The organism is Burkholderia sp. MSMB617WGS, from assembly GCF_001532025.2.
Classification (GTDB): domain Bacteria; phylum Pseudomonadota; class Gammaproteobacteria; order Burkholderiales; family Burkholderiaceae; genus Burkholderia; species Burkholderia savannae.
Genome location: NZ_CP013457.1, coordinates 104,328 through 125,722, shown reverse-complemented (window position 1 = coordinate 125,722; position 21,395 = coordinate 104,328). Strand labels below are relative to the sequence as shown.

Below are 21,395 nucleotides of genomic sequence, written 5' to 3'. Positions count from 1 at the left end.
ACCGATTAAATTGCTTCGTCGAGCTCGACTTCGATCAAATGCCGCTCCGCGTCGAGCGACGGGACCGTTAGACGGATCATCTGTTTGACACGCGCACCGGCCGGTAGCCGGCCGATTTCTTCATCGGGACGCACGCCCTTCATCGCCCAAATCGAACCGCCCGGCGCGACGAGATGCCGGGAAAGTGTAACGAAGTCCGCCAGATCCGCGAATGCCCGCGATACGATCACATCGAATTTCCCTGGGACTTCGGCGCCGGAACGCAGCGTTTCGACACGTCCCGTCACGACGGACAGATTGCCGAGCTTCAGTTCAGCCCTCGCCTGCGTCTGGAATGCGGATTTCTTATGGACGATGTCGTTCAACGTCACCTGCCATCCGGGCAGCGCGATAGCGAGCACGATGCCCGGCAGACCGCCGCCGGAGCCGACGTCCAGCGCGGTCGCCACCGCGCCGCGCGCACCGAGATGCGGGACGATCGACAGCGAATCGAGGATGTGTTGAATCAGCATCTGCCGCGGATCGCGGATCGCGGTGAGGTTGTAGACCGCGTTCCATTTCGCGAGCAGCGCGACGTAATCGAGCAGCGCATCGCGCTGCGCATCGCTCAATATGACGCCCAGCGCTCGCGCACCATCCGACAGTAACGTTCCCAGCGTTTCCCGGCTGGCATTCGGGGCTTGACGACGTTGTGCCGTCATTGTTGCGTCGCGGCGTTGTTGGTTTCTGCGTCGGCGTTCGGCGCGCCGTCCGCGCCCTTTCGCCGGCCTAGCCCACGCTTCTTCAAATGCACCATCAGCAGCGAGATTGCAGCGGGCGTCACGCCCGAGATCCGCGACGCCTGCCCGATCGTTTCCGGACGGAACTGGTTCAGCTTCTGGCCCACTTCGAACGACAAGCCACGCACTTCGCTGTAGTCGATCCCGTCAGGCAATCGCGTGTTCTCATTCGCCTCATTCCGTTCGATTTCACCGGCCTGGCGCTCGATGTAGCCCTGATACTTGATGCCAATCTCGATCTGCTCCCTGATCTGGGCAAGCAGAATTTCGTCATCGGCCAGCGGCTCGGTCGGGCCGCATTCGCCGCCGCGAAGCCCACACACGCCTTCATAGCTGACGCCGGGACGGCGCAACAGCTCCGCCAGGCTGTATTCGTGATCGATCGGCTTACCGAGCAGCGCAGTCGCCTCTTCGGCCGGTAGCGTCTTCGGCGTCACCCACGTCGTGCGTAGCCGTTCTGTTTCACGTGAAACAGCGTCGCGCTTGCGGTTGAATGCGTCCCACCGGACGTCATCGACAACACCCAGCGCGCGTCCGGTTTCGGTCAGCCGCATGTCCGCGTTGTCTTCGCGGAGACTCAACCGGTATTCGGCACGGCTCGTAAACATCCGATATGGTTCGGAAACTCCCCGCGTGACCAAATCGTCGACGAGCACGCCGAGATAGGCCTGGTCGCGACGCGGACACCACGCCTCTTTTTCCTGTGCAAAGCGGCCCGCATTGATGCCGGCAAGCAGCCCCTGCGCCGCCGCCTCTTCGTAGCCGGTCGTGCCGTTGATTTGACCCGCAAAGAATAGGCCGTTGATCGCCTTGGTTTCCAGCGACGACTTCAGGGCGCGCGGATCAAAATAATCGTACTCGATCGCATAACCCGGGCGCAGGATATGCGCCTGCTCGAGACCGCGCATCGAATGCACGAGCGCAAGCTGCACATCGAACGGAAGGCTGGTCGAAATGCCGTTCGGGTAGAACTCGTTGGTCGTCAGCCCTTCCGGTTCGAGGAAGATCTGGTGCGAATCCTTCGATGCAAAGCGATGGATCTTATCTTCGATCGACGGGCAATAGCGGGGCCCAACGCCCTCGATAACGCCTGTATACATTGGCGAACGGTCGAGACCGCTGCGAATGATGTCGTGCGTGCGCTCGTTCGTGTGCGTCACCCAGCACGGCAGCTGTTGTGGGTGCTGCTCGGCTCGCCCGAGGAACGAGAACACCGGAATCGGATCGAGGTCGCCAGGCTGTTCTTCGAGTTTCGAGAAATCGATCGTCCGGCCGTCGATACGCGGCGGCGTTCCGGTCTTCAGCCGCCCTTGAGGCAGCTTCAGCTCCTTCAACCGTGCCGACAGCGACACGGCAGCCGGATCGCCAGCGCGACCGCCCGTATAGTTGTTGAGCCCGACGTGAATCTTGCCGTCCAGGAACGTTCCGGCCGTCAGCACCACTGCGCGCGCCCGGAATCGAACGCCAACCTGCGTGACCGCACCGACCACACGGTCCCCTTCCACCATCAGGTCGTCGACGGCCTGCTGGAACAGCCAAAGATTCGGCTGATTCTCCAGACGACACCGAATCGCCTGCTTGTACAGCACGCGATCGGCCTGCGCGCGCGTCGCGCGGACCGCCGGCCCCTTCGATGAATTCAGGATACGGAACTGGATACCGCCTTCATCTGTGGCGCCCGCCATCGCACCGCCAAGCGCGTCGACTTCCTTGACCAGATGGCCTTTGCCAATCCCGCCAATCGACGGGTTGCAGCTCATCTGCCCAAGCGTTTCGATGTTGTGCGTTAGCAGGAGTGTCTTGGCGCCCATTCGAGCGGAAGCCAATGCGGCCTCCGTGCCGGCGTGACCGCCGCCGACGACAATGACGTCAAATTCAGTGGGATAAAGCATTGCGGACTTCGTGCAGGACGGCGCACGAACCTATCAGAGAAATGTATGGGCCGAATTATAGCGGGTTCGCTTTTGGCCCGAATCTCGTTCGAACGGCCGACCAACAAAAAACGGCGTGTTTCACGTGAAACACGCCGCCGATCGAAGCGCGCGAAGCGGCCCTTACACAGCCTTCTTCGCAAGCCCGAGGTAGGTTTCGATCACCCTGGGATTCCGGGCAAGCTCGCCTGCCGGGCCTTCCAGCGCGATCTCACCGGTTTCGAGCACATAGCCGTAGTCGGAGATCTGCAAGGCCGCGCGCGCATTCTGCTCGATCAGCAGCGTCGCTACGCCGGTTCCACGCAGCGCGCTGATGATATGAAAAATCTCCTTCACGATCAGCGGTGCGAGCCCGAGGCTCGGCTCGTCGAGCATCAGCAGATCCGGCTTACCCATCAGCGCGCGTCCAACCGCGAGCATTTGCCGCTCACCGCCCGACAGCGTTCCCGCCGTCTGCTTGCGCCGCTCCTTCAGCCTCGGAAACAACGTGAAAACCGGCTCGAGCTGGTCGAGAAAGTGTGCGTCACCGGCCATCTTCAGCCGGTATGCGCCGAGCACGAGGTTGTCCTCGACCGACATCGTGCCGAACAGCTCTCGCTTTTCCGGCACGAGGCACATCCCGCGCGCGACGCGCTGCTCGACCGGCAACGCATTCACGTCGTCGCCGCGGTACCGGATCGCGCCGGCCGAGTGGCCGGTCGTCGGCAACGCGCCCATCACCGCGTTAAGCAGCGTTGACTTGCCCGCCCCGTTCGGGCCGATCACAGCGACGATCTGCCCCGCTTCGACGTTTAGCACCGCGCGATGCAATGCTTCGACCTTGCCGTAGCGCACCGACAGATCGCGCACTTGTAGAATCGGCGTTATTTGGCCCATCATTCGACTCCGCCGAGATAAGCTTCCAGCACCGCGGGGTCCTGCTGTACGTCTTGCGGCAGCCCCTCGGCAATTCGGACACCGAATTCCATTACGACCAGCCGATCGGTCAGGTTCATCACGAAATCCATATCGTGTTCGACAAGCAGCACGCTCATCCCTTCCGCCCTCAACTTACGCAATAGTTCAGCCAGCCGCTGCTTTTCCTGGTAGCGCAGGCCGGCTGCGGGCTCGTCGAGCAGCAAGAGCGTCGGATCGCTGCACAACGCGCGGGCAACCTCGAGAATTCGCTGCTGGCCGAGCGCGAGGCTGCCCGCTTCGTCGTACATGTGCGCTTCGAGGCCGACGCGCCGGATCTGGTTCGCGGCCTCGGCCATCAGCCGCGCCTCCTCTTGCGCATTCAGTCTGACGATACTGCGCCAGATGCCGGTCGAGCCACGCAGATGCGCGCCGATCGCAACGTTCTCCAGTGCGGTCATTCCAGGCAGCAATTTCACGTGCTGGAATGTGCGACCGATGCCCCGCTTCACGATTTCACGTGAAACAAGTTGGTCGATACGCTCGCCGCGGAACGTGATCTCGCCGCTTGTCGGCCGCAGCACGCCCGTCACGAGATTGAACGTCGTCGACTTGCCCGCCCCATTCGGGCCGATCAGGCCGACGATCTGCCCCGCCAGCACGTCGAAACTCACGTCGTTCACCGCGACGAGCCCACCGAACTGCTTACGCACGTTGTCGACGGCGAGCAGCGTCTCGCCGGCCCGCGGCCGCGCGCGCTGCGGCAGCGGCTCCGCATGGCCCGGAGCCCGGGCAGCCGGCTCGCGCGGAAAGAGCTTCGCGACGAAAGGCCAAACGCCCTGCCGTGCGTACTGCAGCAGCAGGACCATCAACACGCCGAACACGATGATCTCGAAGTTGCCTTCCGCGCCGAGCAGCTTAGGCAGCAGCGTCTGCAGATAGTCCTGCAGCACGGTGACGATCGCGGCGCCGAGCGCCGCGCCCCACACGTGCGCGACGCCGCCGACCACCGCCATGAACAGGAACTCGATCCCATGATTCAGCCCGAACGGCGTCGGGTTCACTGCACGCTGCAGATGCGCATACAGAAAACCCGAAATCGACGCGAGCACCGCCGCATAAACGAAGATCGCCACGCGCATCCATCCGGTGTTCACGCCCATCGCCTCGGCCATCACGCCCCCGCCCCTCAACGCACGGATCGCACGCCCCGGCCGGCTATTAAGCAGGTTCTGAACAGTGACGATCGCCGCGAGCACGGCGATCCAGATCAGGTAATAGAGGCTGCGGCCGGTATCGAGCGCCTGCCCGAACACGGCAAGCGCCGGAATGCCGTTGATCCCATCGTATTTGCCGAGCCAATCGAGATTACCGAACAGGAAGAACAGCGCGAGCCCCCAAGCGATCGTTCCCAGCGGCAGAAAATGGCCTGAGAGGCGCATCGTGACGGCGCCCAGCACGAGCGCGACGAGCGCCGTCAGCGCAATGCCCGCGATCAACCCGAGCCACGGCGACGCGCCGTAAGCCGTCGTCAGATACGCAGTCGCGTACGCGCCGATGCCGACGAACGCCGCCTGGCCGAAGCTCGTCATCCCGCCGATGCCGGTCAGCAGCACGAGCCCGATCGCGACGATCGCATAGAGCCCGATGTAGTTCAGCAGCGTGATCCAATACTCGGGCACGCGCGCCGCGCCGGGCAGCACCGGCAGCACGAACAGCACGAGGAGAAACAGCCAGAACGCCTTGTTGCGCAAGATCGCCTTCATCGCGTCACGCCTCCTCGTCTTCGGTTTGCGGCGCCGCAAGGCTGCGCCATAACAGCACCGGCACGATCAACGTGAAAACGATCACTTCCTTGTAGGCGCTCGCCCAAAACGACGAATACGATTCGAGCACGCCGACGAACAACGCCCCCGCTGCCGCGAGCGGATAGCTGACGAGCCCGCCGACGATCGCGCCGACGAAGCCCTTCAGGCCGATCAGGAAGCCGGAATCGTAGTAGACCGTCGTCAGCGGCCCGACGAGCACGCCGGACAACGCACCGAGCCCTGCCGCCAGCGTGAACGCGAGCCGCCCGGCCTCGGTCGTGCCGATGCCGACGAGCTGCGCGCCGAGACGGTTCACCGACGTCGCACGCAGCGCCTTGCCGGGCAGCGTGCGCTCGAAATACAGATAAAGCGCGACGATCAGCACGAGCGCGGCACCGGCCACCCAAGCGCTCTGCATCGAAATCGACAGGCTGCCGACGGCGAGCGACGCATCGGAGAACGCGGTCGTGCGCGAGCCTTCCGCGCCGAACATCACGAGCCCGAGCCCGACCAGCGCGAAATGCACGGCGACCGACACGATCAGCAGCAGCAGGGTCGTGCTTTCGGCGATCGGCTGATACGCGAGCCGATAGATGAACGGCCCGAGCGGCACGACGATCGCGAGCGTGAGCGCGATCTGCGCGATCATCGGCAGCGGCTGCGCGGCGGCGCTTCTCGTCACCGCGTAGATCGCGAGCGGCAGCAGCACATAGCGGCTCGCGAGTGTCGCCAGCGTACGCGCGAGCTGATGACGGCGCGCCCGATACCGAATCAGCCCGCCTACTTCGAGCATGAAGCACGCGATGCCGGCGCAGAACAGCAGCCAGCAGGTTGCCGGAAACTTCTGCGCCTGCAGCGCGGCAAGCGTCAGCGCGCCGTACGTGACGAATTCGCCCTGGGGAATGAAGATCACGCGCGTGACGGAAAAGACGAGCACGAGCGCGAGCGACAGCAGCGCGTAGATTGCCCCTGTCGTGATGCCGTCCTGCGCAAGAATCGCCGCGATAGAGAAATCCATGTGGTTTCTTCGGTTGAGAATGCGTCGACGGAAAAAACGGAAGTACGGCCGGCGCGACGGCCGCTGTCGCGAAGCGGCGCGCTGTGACGGCGCCGGACGTCACCCATCATCCGGCAAAAGGACGAGACGCGCCGCTCGCCGATATGGGTGCGACGTGAAAACCGTGCCACGCCGCGTGATGCATCGCATGCGGAAGGCGAAGCCCTTCGCTCTCGACGCGTGCCGTCCCGCGCCGCGCTGCGCGGTGCGTGCGCAACGCAACGCAACGCGAGACGAGGCGCACGCGCATCAGCCGCCGTTCAATCGGCCTGCAGCTTCCACTTGTCGCCGACGATCTGCACGATCACGCGGGCACGCGCGTCGAAGCCGTTGTGATCCGCGGGCGTCGTATTGATCACGCCATGCGATACCGGCAGATCCTTGACGTTCTCGAGCGCGCCGCGCAGCGCCTCGCGGAACGCCGGCGTGCCGGGCTGCGCCTTCTTCAGCGCGTCGGGAATCGCGCGCTGAAGCATCAGGCCGGCGTCCCACACGTGGCCGCCGAACGTCGATACCGCGCCCGCGCCGTACGCCTTCTCATACGCGGCCTTGTACGCGAGCGCCGGCTGCTTCGCCGGGTTCGAATCGGGCAACTGGCCGGCGACGAGCACGGGCCCCGCCGGCAGCAACTCGCCGTCGCAATCCTTGCCACACACGCGCAGGAAATCGTTGTTCGCGACGCCGTGCGTCTGATAGACCTTGCCCGTGTAGCCGCGCTCCTTCAGCGTCTTCGCGGGCAACGCGGCGGGCGTGCCGGCGCCCGCGATCAGCACCGCGTCCGGACGCGCGCCGAGCGTCTTCAGCACCTGCCCCGTCACCGACGCGTCGGTGCGGTTATAGCGCTCGTTCGCGACGATCTTCAGCCCGTTCGCCGCCGCGGCCGCGCTGAACACGTCGTACCAGCCGGCGCCGTATGCGTCCGCAAAGCCGATGAAGCCGACCGTCTTCACGCCGTGCTTCGCCATGTAGCCGGCGAGCGCGTCGGCCATCAGGCGATCGTTCTGCGGCGTCTTGAACACCCACGCGCGCTTCGCGTCCATCGGCGCAATGATGTGCGCGCTCGCCGCGAGCGAAATCGTCGGCGTCTTGCCTTGCGCGACGACATCGATCATCGCGAGCGCATTCGGCGTGATCGACGAGCCGACGATCGCGTCAACGTGATCCTCGTCGATCAGCTTGCGCGCGTTTTGCACCGCGCGGCTCGTGTCCGACGCGTCGTCGAGCACGATGTACTCGACGCGCTTGCCGCCGATTTCCGTCGGCAACAGCGCGACCGTGTTCTTCTCGGGAATGCCGAGCGACGCGGCGGCGCCCGTCGCCGACACCGTGACGCCGATCTTCACCTGTGCCGATGCAAGCCCGGCGGTCAACAAGCAGCCGGCCGCAAGCGCGGCCTCGATCCATCGGTTCATTTTCATTGTGTGTCTCCAAACGCTGCGCGAAATGCGATCGATCGCGCCATTGCGACGCGACAAGCCGATCGAACCTGCACGCCACCGCGGCCGGTTTCACGTGCAACCGCGAATCGGCGCGGGGCGCGTTTTGTTTTGTTGCGCTCCCCAGTGCGTGCGCATCGCACGCCCCTTCTGCTGCTGTCTTGCAGTCCGCTATTGCTGCAATCCTCCGACCGATGCCGTACGCCGAGCGGCCGCGAGAAACACAGGCGGTCGCATTCGCCCGCCGTCGACGCCGTCGGCCGCGCGATGCAGCGCGCTCGGCTCCGCGCGGGCACGCGCTGGCGGTCGACGATTTCGGCGGTCACGCTCGCGCGTCAGCCGAAACCGGTCTCATCGGTGGCGCTCGCCTCGAACACGCGACTCGCCGACGGCGACGTTCTTCCCTTCGCGCTCCCGCACGCTGCGTGCCGCATGTGGCGAGACGCCGACGTACCAGGCGAGCCGTGTGCCCGCGCAATCGCAATCGCGCGCGGCACGCGCAACGCCGCGTCGCGCGCGTCACCGCTGAACGTCGACGCAGTGCCGGCACGGCACGCGTTTGCCGCGCGCTTGCATGCGAGCGCGGACAGCGCGGTTGAATTCGAATCGGGATGTTGATCGGCGAAGAAAAGCCGGCCAACGTGCAGATGCGTGCGTTCGCAGTCGCTGCCGCACGCGCGCCGGAGATCGTCGTTTGCGACGCCGTACGCCGGATGAATTGCGCCCCTGTGGGCGCGCGCATTCCGCGTGTCCGGCGGCAGCGCTGTCGGCATGTCCGCGCCCGCGATCAGCGCCGCGCCGAACGGCTTCGACATCGCTTTCGGCCCGCGCCCCGCCCCCGCCCTCGGCGCATCGTCGCGCGCGAAGCGCTCGATCGCGGCGAACGCGCGCTGTTTCACGGCCGCGGCACGGCCGGACTCGTCGAGCGGCCCCTCGCTCCTCGATGCATCACCACGACCAACAAGCGCGCCGAACGCAACCATCGTCGCGCCGCGCTTCGTCACGTGCTCCGCGATGGAGCTCGCGATCGGGGTGTCGTCTCGCAGCTCGCGTTGCGGCGTGTTGAAGATTTCGCCGCGCGTCGCACCGAGCGGCTCGACGATCGACGCGACGGCCGTTGGCGAAATCATGAACGCCGGCGAATTCGCGGCGATCTCGGTCGTCACGCGCGCGTTCGCCACGCGAAGCGAACCAATCCGCGCATCGCCGTTGCCCCCGCTCGCGAGCTTGCGCACATTCGTCTCCGCCTTCGCTAAATAGGAAGCGGCGGCCGCGGGCGAAATCATCGGCGCTGCCAACCGCGCGGCGACGTCGGTCAACTGGAGTGAATTCGTCATGCCGCCTTCGCCGATCGGCGAATCGCCCTCGCCCTCGCTCGCGAGCTTGCGCGCATTCGTCACCGCCTTCGCCGAATCGGGCGCGGCGACGACGCCGCCGCTCGCCCCCCGCCCGCCGATCCCCTTCGGCGGCAGCACGATCACGTTCTTTCCGGAAATGCCGAACAACGCGGCAGGGCCAATAGCGGAGACGGCGGGGCCGACCGCGGCGTTTGCGAACGCGGCGCGCGAGACGGCCGCCCATGCGGCTGCCGCGCCGAATCCCCAGAACCGCCACGCCCGTTTCATCGAGTTCGTCTCCGTGTCTTGCGCTCGGCCAGCCCCGACCGACGGGTCGGGGAACGGCGAGTGTAGCGGACGCTTAGAGCGCGCGACAACCGGGTGAAGCCCGCAGCGGCAAGGGCCGCGCGGCCGTGTGCGAACGGCAATCGAAGGCGGCTGGATCGGCGGAATTCGGCGAAGATCGCGCGCGGCGCAATGGCCGGCGCACAAATAAAAAGCGCTGTTGGAACGAATCCAACAGCGCTTTGGATCGGGCACTCAGTGCCTCGAATGTCTCCTCGTTCTCCACCTGCAAATTCGTTTCGCGGTGCATCAGAACTGAGACCAAGGTTAATGCAAGCTTGCCGGATGCGACAACCTAGCATTTACCCCTATGGTGCATCGCCGCACGAAATTGGGGCATGCCGGCAGCCCGGCCGGATCGGCGTTTGCCGTGCCTATTGCATCGCATTCCCAACGATCGTTGCGCACCGCACGATCGCTCAGGACGTCCGCAGCGGCCGCACGCGCGCGATCACCTCGCCGACGATTCCACGCCGGAATGCAAGCACGCACGCGATGAAGATGAGGCCCGTGACGATCGTCGCGGACTCGCCGAGCGAGCGGAACCAGTCGATGCCCGTCGCCGACGCGAGCCAGGTGCCGATGTCGCCCAGCCGATCCTCGAGCGCGACGATCAGCGCCGCGCCGACGAGCGGGCCGAACAGCGTGCCCATGCCGCCCACGAGCGTCATCAGCACGACGAGGCCCGACATCGTCCAGTACGCGTCGCTCAGCGTCTCGAAGCCGAGCACGACGACCTTCAGCGCGCCCGCGAGCCCCGCGAGCGCGGCCGACAGGATGAACGCGAGCAGCTTGAAGCGATCGGTATCGTAGCCGAGCGACGTCGCGCGAGGCTCGTTCTCCTTGATCGCCACGAGCACTTGCCCGAACGGCGAATGCACGATGCGCACGATGAAGAAGCACGCGCACGCGATGACGGCAAGCACGACGTAGTAGAGCGCGAGATCCGACGACAGATCGACGAGCCCGAACAGCTTGCCGCGCGGCACGCCCTGCAGCCCGTCCTCGCCGTGCGTGAACGGCGCCTGCAGATAGATGAAGTACACCATCTGCGCGAACGCGAGCGTGATCATCGCGAAATAGATGCCCTGCCGCCGGATCGCGAACAGGCCGACGACGAGGCCGAGCAGCGTCGCCGCCGCGGTGCCGGCGAGCACGCCGAGCTCGGGCGTCATGCCGAGCGACTGCATCGCGTAGCCCGTCACGTAGCCCGCGGTCGCGAGGAACATCGCATGGCCGAACGACAGCAGGCCCGTGAAGCCGATCAGCAGATTGAACGCGGCCGCGAAGAGCGCGAAGCACAGCACCTTCATCACGAACACCGGATACGCGCCGGCGAACGGCGCGACGAGAAGGCCGGCGAGCAGCAGCCCGTAGAGCGCTTTTCTCTGCATCATCTTTCCTTACCGAATAAACCTGCCGGACGGATCAGCAGCACGATCGCCATGATCACGAAGACGACCGTCGCCGACGCTTCCGGATAGAACACGCGCGTCAGGCCCTCGATCACGCCGAGCATCAGGCCCGTCACGATCGAGCCGAGAATCGAGCCCATCCCGCCGATCACGACGACCGCGAACACGGTGATGATCATCGGCTGCCCCATCAGCGGCGACACCTGGATCACGGGCGCCGCGAGCACGCCCGCGAACGCGGCGAGCGCGACGCCGAAGCCGTACGTCAGCGTGACCATCATCGGCACGTTCACGCCGAACGCCTCGACGAGCTTCGGATTCTCGGTGCCCGCGCGCAGATACGCGCCGAGCCGCGTCTTCTCGATCACGAACCACGTCGCGAGACACACCGCGAGCGACGCGACGACAACCCACGCGCGATAGTTCGGCAGGAACATGAAGCCGAGATTCGTCGCGCCGGAGAGCAGCTCGGGCACGTCGTACGGCTGCCCGGACGAGCCATAGATCGCGCGGAACACGCCTTCGACGACGAGCGTGAGCCCGAACGTCAGCAGCAGGCCGTACAGGTGATCGAGCTTGTAGAGCCAGCGCAGCATCGAGCGTTCGATCAGGATGCCGAACAGGCCGACGACGACGGGCGCGAGCACGAGCATCGCCCAGTACGGCAGGCCGAGATACGTGAGCCCCATCCACGCGAGCATCGCGCCCAGCATGAAAAGCGCGCCGTGCGCGAAGTTGATCACGTTGAGCAGCCCGAAGATCACCGCGAGCCCGAGGCTCAGGATCGCGTAGAACGAGCCGTTGACGAGTCCGAGCAACAACTGGCTCAGCATCGCCGACATCGGAATGCCGAAGATGTCCATCGAATCTGCCGTCAGTCAATCTGTCAGGTTGAAATAGTTGCGCATGCAACCAAATGCGCGCAACGGTCGCGTCAGGGCCGCCGTCGCGCGCACGTTCGCCGCGCGCCGAAACGCGCGCGGCGCGTGCAATGCGTCACGTCACTTCCACAACGTGCAGCGCGTCTCCTGCTTCGTCGTGAACGCCTGCTCGCCGGGGATCGTCGCGACGACCTTGTAGTAGTCCCACGGCTCCTTCGATTCTGACGGCTTCTTCACTTCCATCAGATACATGTCGTGAATCATGCTGCCGTCCGTGCGGATGTAGCCCTTCGCGTAGAAGTCGTCGATCTTCATCTTTTTGAGCTGGGCCATCACCTTGTCGGAATCGGTCGAGCCCACCGCCTGCACCGCCTTCAGATAGGTCGTCACCGACGAATAGTCGGCCGCCTGCAGGCTCGACGGCATCTTCTTCATCTTCCCGAAGTAGCGCTGCGCCCACTGTCGCGATGCCGAATCGCGATTCCAGTACCAGCTGTCCGTCAGCACGAGGCCCTGCGTCGTCTCGAGGCCGAGCGAGTGGACGTCGTCGATGAACATCAGCAGCGCGGCAAGCTTCATCGTCTTCGTGATGCCGAATTCCTTCGCCGCCTTGATCGCGTTCACCGTGTCGCCGCCCGCGTTCGCGAGGCCGAGGATCTGCGCTTTCGACGACTGCGCCTGCAACAGGAACGACGAGAAGTCCGACGCCGACAGCGGATGCCGCACTTCGCCGAGCACCTTGCCGCCGTTCGCCTTCACGACGTCCGCGGTGTTCTTCTCGAGCGCCTTGCCGAACGCGTAATCGGCGGTCAGGAAGAACCACGTCTTGCCGCCCTGCTTCACCACGGCCGAGCCCGTGCCCTTCGCGAGCGCCATCGTGTCGTACGCGTAGTGGACCGTGTACGGCGTGCACTGCTCGTTCGTGAGCGTGTCCGCGCCCGCGCCGATGTTGATGTAGACCTTCTTCTTCTCGGCCGCGACCTGGTTCATCGACAGCGCGGTCGCCGAGTTCGTGCCGCCGACGAGCAGATCGAGCCCGCCGCGGTCCATCCATTCGCGCGCCTTCGACGCGGCGATGTCCGCCTTGTTCTGGTGATCCGCGTACACCACTTCGATCGGCTTGCCGTTCACCTTGCCGCCGAAATCGGCCACCGCCATCTTGATCGCCTCGAGGCCGCCCTGCCCGTCGATGTCGGCGTAAAGGCCGGACATGTCGGTGATGAAGCCGATCTTCACGGTGTCCGCGGCTTGCGCGGCGCCCACCGACCACGCGGCGGCGGCGGCGAGACATGCGTGCGCGAGGGTCTTCATTTTCATTGACGTCTCCTGGTGTAGTGCGTTGTGGTTGTCAGGTTATGTACATCGGGGGACCGGCAAAGCGGCGCGCTAGACGCCCAGCAGATCGTGCAGCACGGGCATCTTCCCTTCGAGCTCGGTCGCGCCGAAATGCTCGACGATGCGGCCGTGCTCCATCACGTAGAACCGATCGGCGAGCGGCGCCGCGAAACGGAAGTTCTGCTCGACCATCACGATCGTGTAGCCGCGCGCCTTCAGCGTGACGATCATCTTCGCGAGCGTCTGCACGATCACGGGCGCGAGGCCCTCGGAGATCTCGTCGAGCAGCAGCAGATTCGCGCCCGTGCGCAAGATCCGCGCGACGGCGAGCATCTGCTGCTCGCCGCCCGACAGCCGCGTGCCCTGGCTGCTGCGTCGCGACGCGAGGTTCGGGAACATCTCGTAGATGTCTTCGAGCGACATCGCGCTCTTGCGATCGCCGAGCACGGGCGGCAACAGCAGGTTCTCCTCGCACGACAGGCTCGAGAAGATCCCGCGCTCCTCCGGGCAATAGCCGATGCCGTAATGCGCGATACGGTGCGTCGGCAAATCGATCGTCTCGTGGCCGGCGACCTTGATCGAGCCGCTTCGCCGGCCCGTGAGCCCCATGATCGCGCGCAGCGTCGTCGTGCGTCCCGCGCCGTTGCGGCCGAGCAGCGTGACCACTTCGCCGCGGTGCACGGTCAGATCGACGCCGTGCAGGATGTGCGATTCGCCGTACCACGCTTCGAGCCCCGCGATCGCGAGCGCGGGCGTACCGCTTTCGACGTTGTTCAACTCGCGCTCTTCCCGTTCGCTGTGGTTCATGCGTGCGCCCCCGCGAGGGCCGCGTCCGCGCTGCCCATGTACGCCTCGACGACGAGCGGATTCTTCGACACCTCCGCGTACGTGCCTTCCGCGAGCACTTCGCCGCGCTGCAGGACGGTGATCGTGTCGGAGATGCCCGCGATCACGTTCATGTTGTGCTCGACCATCAGGATCGTGCGGCCGCTCGCAACCTTCTTGATGAGCGCCGTCACGCGATCGACGTCCTCGTGGCCCATTCCCTGCGTCGGCTCGTCGAGCAGCATCAGCTCGGGCTCCATCGCGAGCGTCGTCGCGATTTCGAGCGCGCGCTTGCGGCCGTAGGCGAGCTCGACCGTCGGCACGTGCGCGAAATCGGTGAGGCCGACCTGCGTGAGCAGATCCATCGCGCGATCGTCGAGGCGCTTGAGCGAGCGCTCGCTGCGCCAGAAATGGAACGCGGTGCCGAGCGAGCGCTGCAGGCCGATGCGCACGTTCTGCAGCGCGGTCAGATGCGGAAACACCGCGGAGATCTGGAACGAACGGATCACGCCGCGCCGCGCGATCTGCGCGGGGCGCTCGTCGGTAATGTCGATGCCGTTGTAGACGATCTGACCCGACGTCGGCTTCAGGAATTTTGTCAGGAGATTGAAGCAAGTGGTCTTGCCCGCGCCGTTCGGCCCGATCAGCGCGTGGATCGAGCCGCGCCGCACGCGCAGGTTCACGCCGTTCACCGCGGTGAAGCCCTTGAATTCCTTCGTGAGTCCGCGTGTTTCGAGAATCGTGTCGCCGAGAATCATGTTCCCTTCCTACGAAGTGAGGCGAAGCGCTGGGAGATCTCGCACAAGCGGCCACGATGCGTTCAGCGGATGTGAGGCTGCCCCCGAGCTTTGTGTGATTGCGTCGAGGCTGGTCTCCCCGCGCAAGTCGCAGATTCCGACCGCGTGTCATTGTCGCGCCGTTGGTGCAGTGCATTCATCGGGATTTGCACTTATAGGGCACGACAGACGCAAGCATTTTTTACTCGTTTTTTTTGATTTCCAGATCAATACGCTCGCGTATTGCCGCGCAGCCGATCGGTTAGCGCGAAATCGTTTCAGATCTCGCGCAAACCCTGATGCCGCATGCATTTTTTCCGCGCGCGGCGAAAATATTCTCGACAAGAAAACGTGTTCCGGTACGAATCGAAAACCACTGCCGCGATCGAGTGCGCGCGCGATAGCCGGCTGCGCTTTTGGGTTAACCCTCGGCTGTTTTTTTATTGCGATTGTTTGCCGGATCTTTCAACGGATCGTGTCGGTTTTACGACGGCAGCGCGGCATCCGCGTGCGCGGCCGCGCCGCGCTCCGCCGCGCCGCGACGATCCGCGCGGATCATGTCGCTCGCGCGCTCGGCGATCATCAACGTCGGCGAGTTCGTATTGCCCGACGTGATCGTCGGCATCACCGACGCATCGACGACCCGCAGCCCCGTCACGCCAAGCACGCGCAGGCGGCTGTCGACGACCGCGTGCGGATCGTCCGCGCGCCCCATCCGGCACGTGCCGACCGGATGGAAGATCGTCGTGCCGACCGCGCCCGCCGCGGCGATCAATTCTTCCTCGCTCAGATACTGGGAGCCCGGCAGGATTTCCTCGGGTGCATAGCGCGCAAGCGCGGGCGCGGCGGCGATCCGGCGCGTGAGGCGCAGCGCGTTCGCCGCGACGTGACGATCGTAATCGGTCGACAGATAGTTCGGCGCGATCGACGGCGCGTGCGCCGGGTCGGGCGACGTTGCATGAATGCTGCCGCGCGACGTCGGCCGCAGATGGCAGACCGAAGCAGTGAACGCGTTGAAGCGATGCAGCGGCTCGCCGAAACGCTCGAGCGACAGCGGCTGCACGTGGTATTCGAGATCGGGCCGCGCGAGCGACGGATCGTTCGGGTCCGATTTCGCGAACGCGCCCAACTGCGACGGCGCCATCGACATCGGCCCGCGCTGCATCAGCGCATATTGCAGGCCGATCCACAGCTTGCCCCACCAGTGCGCGGACAGCGTGTTGAGCGTGCGCACGCCGCGCACGCGAAACGCCATGCGCAACTGCAAGTGATCCTGAAGGTTTTCGCCGACGCCGCGCAGATCCGCGACCACGCCGACGCCAAGCGCCTGCAGTCGGTTGCCGTCGCCGATGCCGGACAGCTCGAGCAACGGCGGCGAATTCACGGCGCCCGACGCGAGCAGCACTTCGCCGCGCGCGCGCGCGACGAAGGGCGCGCCGCCGCCGCGATACTCGACGCCCGCGCAGCGCTTGCCGTCGAACACGAGCCGCTCGGCCTGCGCGCCGGTGATCACGGTGAGGTTCGGCCGCGAGAGCGCGGGACGCAGGAACGCCTTCGACGCGTTCCAGCGAATGCCGCGCTTCTGATTGACTTCGAAATAACCGACGCCCGTGTTGTCGCCGCGATTGAAATCGTCGGTCGACGGAATGCCCGTCTGCTGCGCGGCCTGCGCGAACGCTTCCAGGATCTCCCAGCGCAGCCGCTGCTTCTCGACGCGCCACATGCCGCCCGCGCCGTGCGCGTCGCTCGCGCCCGCGTGATGATCCTCGCTGCGCTTGAAGACCGGCAGCACGCTGTCCCATGACCAGCCCGCGTCGCCCGTCGCCCGCGCCCATTCGTCGTAGTCGTCGCGCTGGCCGCGCATGTAGATCATCCCGTTGATCGACGACGAGCCGCCCAGCACGCGCCCGCGTGGGTACGACAGCGCGCGGCCGTTCAGGCCCGCTTCGGGCTCGGTCTTGTAGAGCCAGTCGGTGCGCGGATTGCCGATGCAATACAGATAGCCGACCGGAATGTGGACCCAGTGATAGTCGTCCTTGCCGCCGGCTTCGAGCAGCAGCACGGTCACGTCGGGGTCCTCGGTGAGCCGGTTCGCGAGCACGCAGCCCGCCGTGCCGGCGCCGACGATCACATAATCGAATTCGCCTTCGAGCGTACGTTCGGTAGCCACCTTCTCCGTCTCCTCAATATGGGTGCGGCGGTCCTTGCGCGGGCCGCCGTCGTGCGCGCCGCGGCGCAGGCCGCGCGTCGCGCCCGCTGTCGTGTCGTGTCGTGTCGTGCCGTGCCTGCCGTGCCGTGCCGTGCCGTGCCGTGCCGTGCCGTTAAAGCATAGACCGCGCGCGGGCCCTTTGCGGTGCGCGCGCGGCAGCGTCAGTGCATCGGTTGCGCTCGCGTCACTTCGCGACGGGCATCGTGAACTCCGCGCCCTTCGCGATGCTGTCCGGCCAGCGCTGCATCACGCTCTTGTAGCGCGTGTAGAAACGCACGCCCTCCTCGCCGTACGCGTGGTGATCGCCGAACAGCGAGCGCTTCCAGCCGCCGAACGAATGCCACGCCATCGGCACCGGAATCGGCACGTTGATGCCGACCATCCCGACCTGGATCTGCCGCGCGAACGCGCGCGCGATGCCGCCGTCGGACGTGAAGCACGACACGCCGTTCGCGAACTCGTGCGCGTTGATGAGCGCGACCGCGCTTGCGAAGTCCGGCACGCGCACGACGGCCAGCACCGGCCCGAAGATTTCCTCGCGGTAAATCGACATGTCGGTCGCGACGTCATCGAACAGCGTGCCGCCGAGAAAAAAGCCGCTCTCGCACCCTTCGACGACGTGATCGCGCCCGTCGACGACGAGCTTCGCGCCCGCCGCGACGCCCGCGTCGATATACGCGGACACCTTCGCGCGATGCGCGGCCGTCACGAGCGGCCCCATTTCGACGTCGGATTCCATCCCGTCGCCGATCTTCAGCGTCTTCGCGCGTGCGGCGAGCCGCTCGACGAGCGCGTCGGCGACGCCGCCCACCGCCACCGCCACCGAGATCGCCATGCAGCGCTCGCCCGCCGATCCGTAAGCGGCGCCGATGAGCGCATCGACCGCCTGATCGAGGTTCGCGTCCGGCATCACGACGAGATGGTTCTTCGCGCCGCCGAGCGCCTGCACGCGCTTGCCGCGCCGCGCGGCTTCCGTGTGAATGTATTCGGCGATCGGCGTCGAGCCGACGAACGACAAGGCGGCAATGTCCGGATGTGCGATCAGCGCGTCGACGGCGGTCTTGTCGCCGTGCACGACGTTGAACACGCCGTCGGGCAGCCCCGCTTCCTTCAGCAGCTCGGCGAGCCGGATCGACGCCGACGGATCGCGCTCGGACGGCTTCAGCACGAACGTATTGCCGCACGCGATCGCGACCGGGAACATCCAGCACGGCACCATCATCGGGAAGTTGAACGGCGTGACCCCGGCGACGACGCCGAGCGGCTGCCGCAGGTTCCAGTTGTCGATGCCGCCGCCGATCTGATCGGTGAAATCGGTTTTCAGCAGGCTCGGAATCCCGCACGCGAACTCGACGATCTCGATGCCGCGCATCACTTCGCCCTTCGCGTCCGAGAACACCTTGCCGTGCTCGCGGGTGATCAGCTCGGCGAGCTCGTCGTGATGGCGGTCGAGCAGTTCCTTGAACTTGAACATCACGCGGGCGCGCTTGAGCGGCGGCGTCTCGCTCCACGCGGGGAACGCCGCGGCCGCGGCCGAGACGGCCGAACCGACTTCCGCGACGGTGGCGAGCGGCACGCGCGCCGCCACGTTGCCGAACGCCGGGTTGAATACGTCGCCGTAGCGGTCGCTCGCGCCTTCGACCGCGCGACCGCCGATGAAATGGGTCAATGCGCGCACGCGCGAATCGTTCGAATGGGTGCTGCCGTTCATGTCGTCCTCCGTGTTTGCCGTCGCCGCGCTCGGCTGCGCACGCGAGCCGCGTGCGTCGGGAAAGAAGCGTACCCGCGAGCCCCGTTCGCGATCCAATGAGTTATGCTCAATTGCGTTATAAGCAGCGCTAATATTGCTCGATGGACCTGACTCTGCTCCGCGCGTTCGTCGCGGTCGCGCGCGAGGGCAATCTCACGCGCGCGGCAACGCAACTGCATCTGACGCAGCCCGCCGTCAGCCTGCAGATCAAGAATCTGCAGGATCTGCTCGGCGTCGGCCTGTTCGTGCGCACGTCGCGCGGGCTCGTGCTCACGCGCGACGGCCAGGCGCTGCTGCCGCACGCGGAGCGCGCGCTCGACGCGGCGGCCGACGTGAAGCGCGCGGCCGCCGCGCTGCGGCACGAAGTGCGCGGGCGGCTGCGGATCGGCACGATCCTCGACCCCGAATTCCTGCGGCTCGGCGGCTTCCTGAAGCGGCTCGTCGAAACCTATCCGCAGATCGAGACGGCGCTGCGGCACGGGATGTCCGGCTGGGTGCTCGATCAGGTCCGCTCGCGCGAGCTCGACGTCGGCTACTACATCGGCCGGCCGGAAGAAGACGATCCGCGCGACGCCGGGCGCTTCCACACGGTGACGCTCACGCAGTTCCGCTATCGGGTGCTCGCGCCCGCCGGCTGGAAGGAACGCGTGCAGCGCGCGCGCACGTGGCGCGAGCTCGCCGCGCTGCCGTGGATCTGGACGCCCGCCGCGTCCGCGCACCAGCGGCTCCTGTCGCGCCGCTTCGCCGACGCGCTCGTGCAGCCCGTCAAGGTCGCCGAAGTCGATCAGGAGACGTCGATGCTCGATCTCGTCAAGTCGGGCGTCGGCCTGACGCTCGCGCGCGACTCGGTCGCGCTGCGGGAAGCGCACGCGCACGCGCTCACGATCGTCGAGCATGTCGCCGTGCCCGCCGAGCTCACGTTCGTCACGCTCGCCGAGCGGCGCGACGAGCGCGCGATCGCCGCCGCGCTGCGCCTCATCGACGAGCAATGGGCGATATGAGCGCCGCTGATGATCGAAGCGGCGGCGAAGACCTGGACAGGTGGAACGCCACGGTCGCGACCTGAATTGAATCAGGGCACGCCTCGCGCAATCGCTTCGGCGTCGAACCGCGTGATTGCGGCGCAATGTCGCGCCGCGACCGTCGCGCTCGATCCCACTCATCGCGCCGGGCCGCACCAAGTCGCGCCGCGCCCAATCGTGCCGTGCCGCACCGCGAATCGCGCCGTGCCGCGCGGCGTCGCCGCAAACGGCGCCGCCCTTGCGCATGACGTACCCGGCCACGGCGCGCCGCTCACCGGGCTCGGCCGCGCGCCGCGCGGCCGTTTCCGCCGAATGCGGCAGGCCCCGTTGCACGTCGCGTCAAAAGCGCTCGCGCCCCGATAGAATGGGGCTTCTGGATGGTTCGTCCGGACCCGCAAACGCTCTTCACAGGAGACCCGCATGGCCCGCAACATCGAGATCAAAGCCCGCGCGCGCGAATTCGAACGACTGCGCGAACGGGCCGCCGAGCTGGCGCCCGACGCGCCCCTCTTCTACCGCCAGCAGGATTTCTTCTACGACGTGCCGCGCGGCCGGTTAAAGCTGCGCCGCTTCGAGGACGGCACGCCCGCCGAGCTGATCTTCTATCAGCGCGACGACCAGGACGGCCCGAAGGCGTCGTACTACACGCGCAGCCCGGTGACGAACCCGGACGCAATGCACGCGCTGCTCGCGACCGCGCTGACGACTCGCGGCATCGTGACAAAGGAGCGGCACGTCTACCTGGCGGGCCGCACGCGAATTCACCTCGACCGCGTTGACGGCCTGGGCGACTTCGTCGAGCTCGAAGTGGTGCTTGCGCCGGACGACGACGAGGAAGGCGGCCACGCGGAAGCGCACGCGGTGTTCGAAAAGCTTGGCGTGTCGAGCGACGATCTCGTCGCGGTTGCGTACGTCGATCTGCTGAACGCGCAGGCCGAACCGGCCGCGTAACGCACGCCGGCGAGGCGGACGTGCGGGCAAAGCGCGCCCGCCCGCCGGCCGCCTGTCGTCAGCCGCGCCGCGCCCGCGTCACGCGGCGGGCGCGCCGGACGCGAGATGGCCGAGCGGCAGCGGCCCGTTGCGCTTGAACGTCGTGAGCACGATGTTCGAGCGTACGCTGTCCACGCCCGGCACCCGCATCAGCTTCTTCATCACGAACGACGACAGCGCGTTCAAATCCGGCGCGACGATCCTGAGCAGATAATCGGCGTCGCCGACCACCGCATGACATTCGAGCACTTCGGGCAGCACGTCGATCTGCTGCTGGAACTGCTCGATGATCGAATCGCCGTGATGCTTGAGCTTCAGGCTCGTGAACGCGGTGACGCCGAGCCCGAGCCGCTCGGGCCGCAGCACGACGCGGTAGCCGTCGATCACGCCCGCCGCCTCGAGCCGCTGCAGCCGCCTGCCGATCTGCGACGGCGACAGCGGCACTTCCTCGCCGAGCTGCTGATGCGTCGCGCGGCCGAAGCGCTGCAACACGTCGAGCAGCGCCAAATCGAAGTGATCGAGTTCCAGCATGAAAATTCTCCGCGTGATTTTGCGTATCAATGCGAGATTATCGCATTTAAAGCCGAATAGCCGCTGACTTTGCG

General features: G+C 66.1%; 19 protein-coding genes. 5 read left to right on the top strand and 14 right to left on the bottom strand.

What is annotated here, in order from left to right; translation table 11 throughout:
• Positions 1-5: 5 nt before the first annotated feature.
• The 6 genes from rsmG to WT60_RS00600 form a co-directional block, all read right to left on the bottom strand.
• The gene (rsmG, locus tag WT60_RS00625; RefSeq protein WP_052145114.1) at positions 6-701 is read right to left on the bottom strand and encodes a 16S rRNA (guanine(527)-N(7))-methyltransferase RsmG; all 696 of its coding nucleotides are present in this window, start codon (positions 699-701) and stop codon (positions 6-8) included.
• Entirely contained in the window at positions 698-2,671 is a 1,974-nt protein-coding gene (gene mnmG, locus WT60_RS00620; RefSeq protein ID WP_060356256.1) for a tRNA uridine-5-carboxymethylaminomethyl(34) synthesis enzyme MnmG, read from the bottom strand. The genes rsmG and mnmG overlap by 4 nt, the downstream gene beginning before the upstream one ends.
• Before the next feature lie 162 nt (positions 2,672-2,833).
• Positions 2,834-3,589, bottom strand: a complete 756-nt coding sequence (locus WT60_RS00615; RefSeq protein ID WP_059577946.1) for an ABC transporter ATP-binding protein — start codon at positions 3,587-3,589, stop codon at positions 2,834-2,836.
• Positions 3,586-5,370 carry a branched-chain amino acid ABC transporter ATP-binding protein/permease gene (locus WT60_RS00610; RefSeq protein WP_060356255.1) on the bottom strand — a complete coding sequence of 595 codons (1,785 nt, stop codon included), beginning with the start codon at positions 5,368-5,370 and terminating at the stop codon, positions 3,586-3,588. Before WT60_RS00610 ends, WT60_RS00615 begins: the two co-directional genes overlap by 4 nt.
• A gap of 4 nt (positions 5,371-5,374) precedes the next feature.
• Positions 5,375-6,430 (bottom strand): branched-chain amino acid ABC transporter permease, encoded by a 1,056-nt coding sequence (locus tag WT60_RS00605; protein ID WP_038750138.1) that lies wholly within the window; start codon positions 6,428-6,430, stop codon positions 5,375-5,377.
• A 299-nt stretch (positions 6,431-6,729) separates the two neighbouring features.
• Positions 6,730-7,887: an ABC transporter substrate-binding protein gene (locus tag WT60_RS00600; protein WP_038750135.1), complete on the bottom strand. Its 1,158-nt coding sequence runs from the start codon at positions 7,885-7,887 to the stop codon at positions 6,730-6,732.
• Between the two features lie 629 nt (positions 7,888-8,516).
• On the opposite strand from WT60_RS00600, the gene WT60_RS33325 reads away from it, so the two are divergent.
• Both WT60_RS33325 and WT60_RS33320 read left to right on the top strand, forming a co-directional pair.
• Positions 8,517-9,161, top strand: coding sequence for a hypothetical protein (locus WT60_RS33325; RefSeq protein WP_145986708.1), 645 nt, complete (start codon positions 8,517-8,519; stop codon positions 9,159-9,161).
• Between the two features lie 79 nt (positions 9,162-9,240).
• Complete coding sequence (locus WT60_RS33320; protein ID WP_145986707.1) at positions 9,241-9,627, top strand: hypothetical protein; 387 nt, start codon at positions 9,241-9,243, stop codon at positions 9,625-9,627.
• A 379-nt stretch (positions 9,628-10,006) separates the two neighbouring features.
• Here the strand turns inward: WT60_RS33320 and WT60_RS00580 are convergent, their stop codons facing one another.
• The 7 genes from WT60_RS00580 to WT60_RS00545 form a co-directional block, all read right to left on the bottom strand.
• Positions 10,007-10,981 (bottom strand): branched-chain amino acid ABC transporter permease, encoded by a 975-nt coding sequence (locus WT60_RS00580; RefSeq protein WP_059577931.1) that lies wholly within the window; start codon positions 10,979-10,981, stop codon positions 10,007-10,009.
• Positions 10,981-11,865, bottom strand: coding sequence for a branched-chain amino acid ABC transporter permease (locus WT60_RS00575; RefSeq protein WP_038750132.1), 885 nt, complete (start codon positions 11,863-11,865; stop codon positions 10,981-10,983). Before WT60_RS00575 ends, WT60_RS00580 begins: the two co-directional genes overlap by 1 nt.
• 138 nt (positions 11,866-12,003) lie before the next feature.
• Positions 12,004-13,200, bottom strand: a complete 1,197-nt coding sequence (locus tag WT60_RS00570; RefSeq protein WP_038750129.1) for an ABC transporter substrate-binding protein — start codon at positions 13,198-13,200, stop codon at positions 12,004-12,006.
• A gap of 69 nt (positions 13,201-13,269) precedes the next feature.
• Positions 13,270-14,025, bottom strand: a complete 756-nt coding sequence (locus tag WT60_RS00565; RefSeq protein WP_038750127.1) for an ABC transporter ATP-binding protein — start codon at positions 14,023-14,025, stop codon at positions 13,270-13,272.
• Positions 14,022-14,801, bottom strand: coding sequence for an ABC transporter ATP-binding protein (locus WT60_RS00560; RefSeq protein WP_038750124.1), 780 nt, complete (start codon positions 14,799-14,801; stop codon positions 14,022-14,024). Before WT60_RS00560 ends, WT60_RS00565 begins: the two co-directional genes overlap by 4 nt.
• A 502-nt stretch (positions 14,802-15,303) precedes the next feature.
• Positions 15,304-16,989 (bottom strand): GMC family oxidoreductase N-terminal domain-containing protein, encoded by a 1,686-nt coding sequence (locus tag WT60_RS00550; RefSeq protein ID WP_038750121.1) that lies wholly within the window; start codon positions 16,987-16,989, stop codon positions 15,304-15,306.
• 223 nt (positions 16,990-17,212) lie between these two features.
• Positions 17,213-18,739: a CoA-acylating methylmalonate-semialdehyde dehydrogenase gene (locus WT60_RS00545; protein WP_060356272.1), complete on the bottom strand. Its 1,527-nt coding sequence runs from the start codon at positions 18,737-18,739 to the stop codon at positions 17,213-17,215.
• 140 nt (positions 18,740-18,879) lie between these two features.
• Between WT60_RS00545 and WT60_RS00540 the strand changes: the two genes are divergently transcribed.
• From WT60_RS00540 to WT60_RS00530, 3 genes are read left to right on the top strand one after another with little or no spacing between them, the layout of a single operon-like run.
• Positions 18,880-19,779: a LysR family transcriptional regulator gene (locus WT60_RS00540; RefSeq protein ID WP_038750119.1), complete on the top strand. Its 900-nt coding sequence runs from the start codon at positions 18,880-18,882 to the stop codon at positions 19,777-19,779.
• Between the two features lie 9 nt (positions 19,780-19,788).
• Positions 19,789-20,163, top strand: a complete 375-nt coding sequence (locus WT60_RS00535; protein WP_145986705.1) for a hypothetical protein — start codon at positions 19,789-19,791, stop codon at positions 20,161-20,163.
• A 57-nt stretch (positions 20,164-20,220) separates the two neighbouring features.
• Positions 20,221-20,751, top strand: coding sequence for a class IV adenylate cyclase (locus WT60_RS00530; RefSeq protein ID WP_038750114.1), 531 nt, complete (start codon positions 20,221-20,223; stop codon positions 20,749-20,751).
• A gap of 78 nt (positions 20,752-20,829) precedes the next feature.
• Here WT60_RS00530 and WT60_RS00525 read toward each other — a convergent pair whose 3' ends face one another.
• Positions 20,830-21,321: an Lrp/AsnC family transcriptional regulator gene (locus tag WT60_RS00525; protein WP_004195800.1), complete on the bottom strand. Its 492-nt coding sequence runs from the start codon at positions 21,319-21,321 to the stop codon at positions 20,830-20,832.
• Between the last annotated feature and the right edge of the window lie 74 nt (positions 21,322-21,395).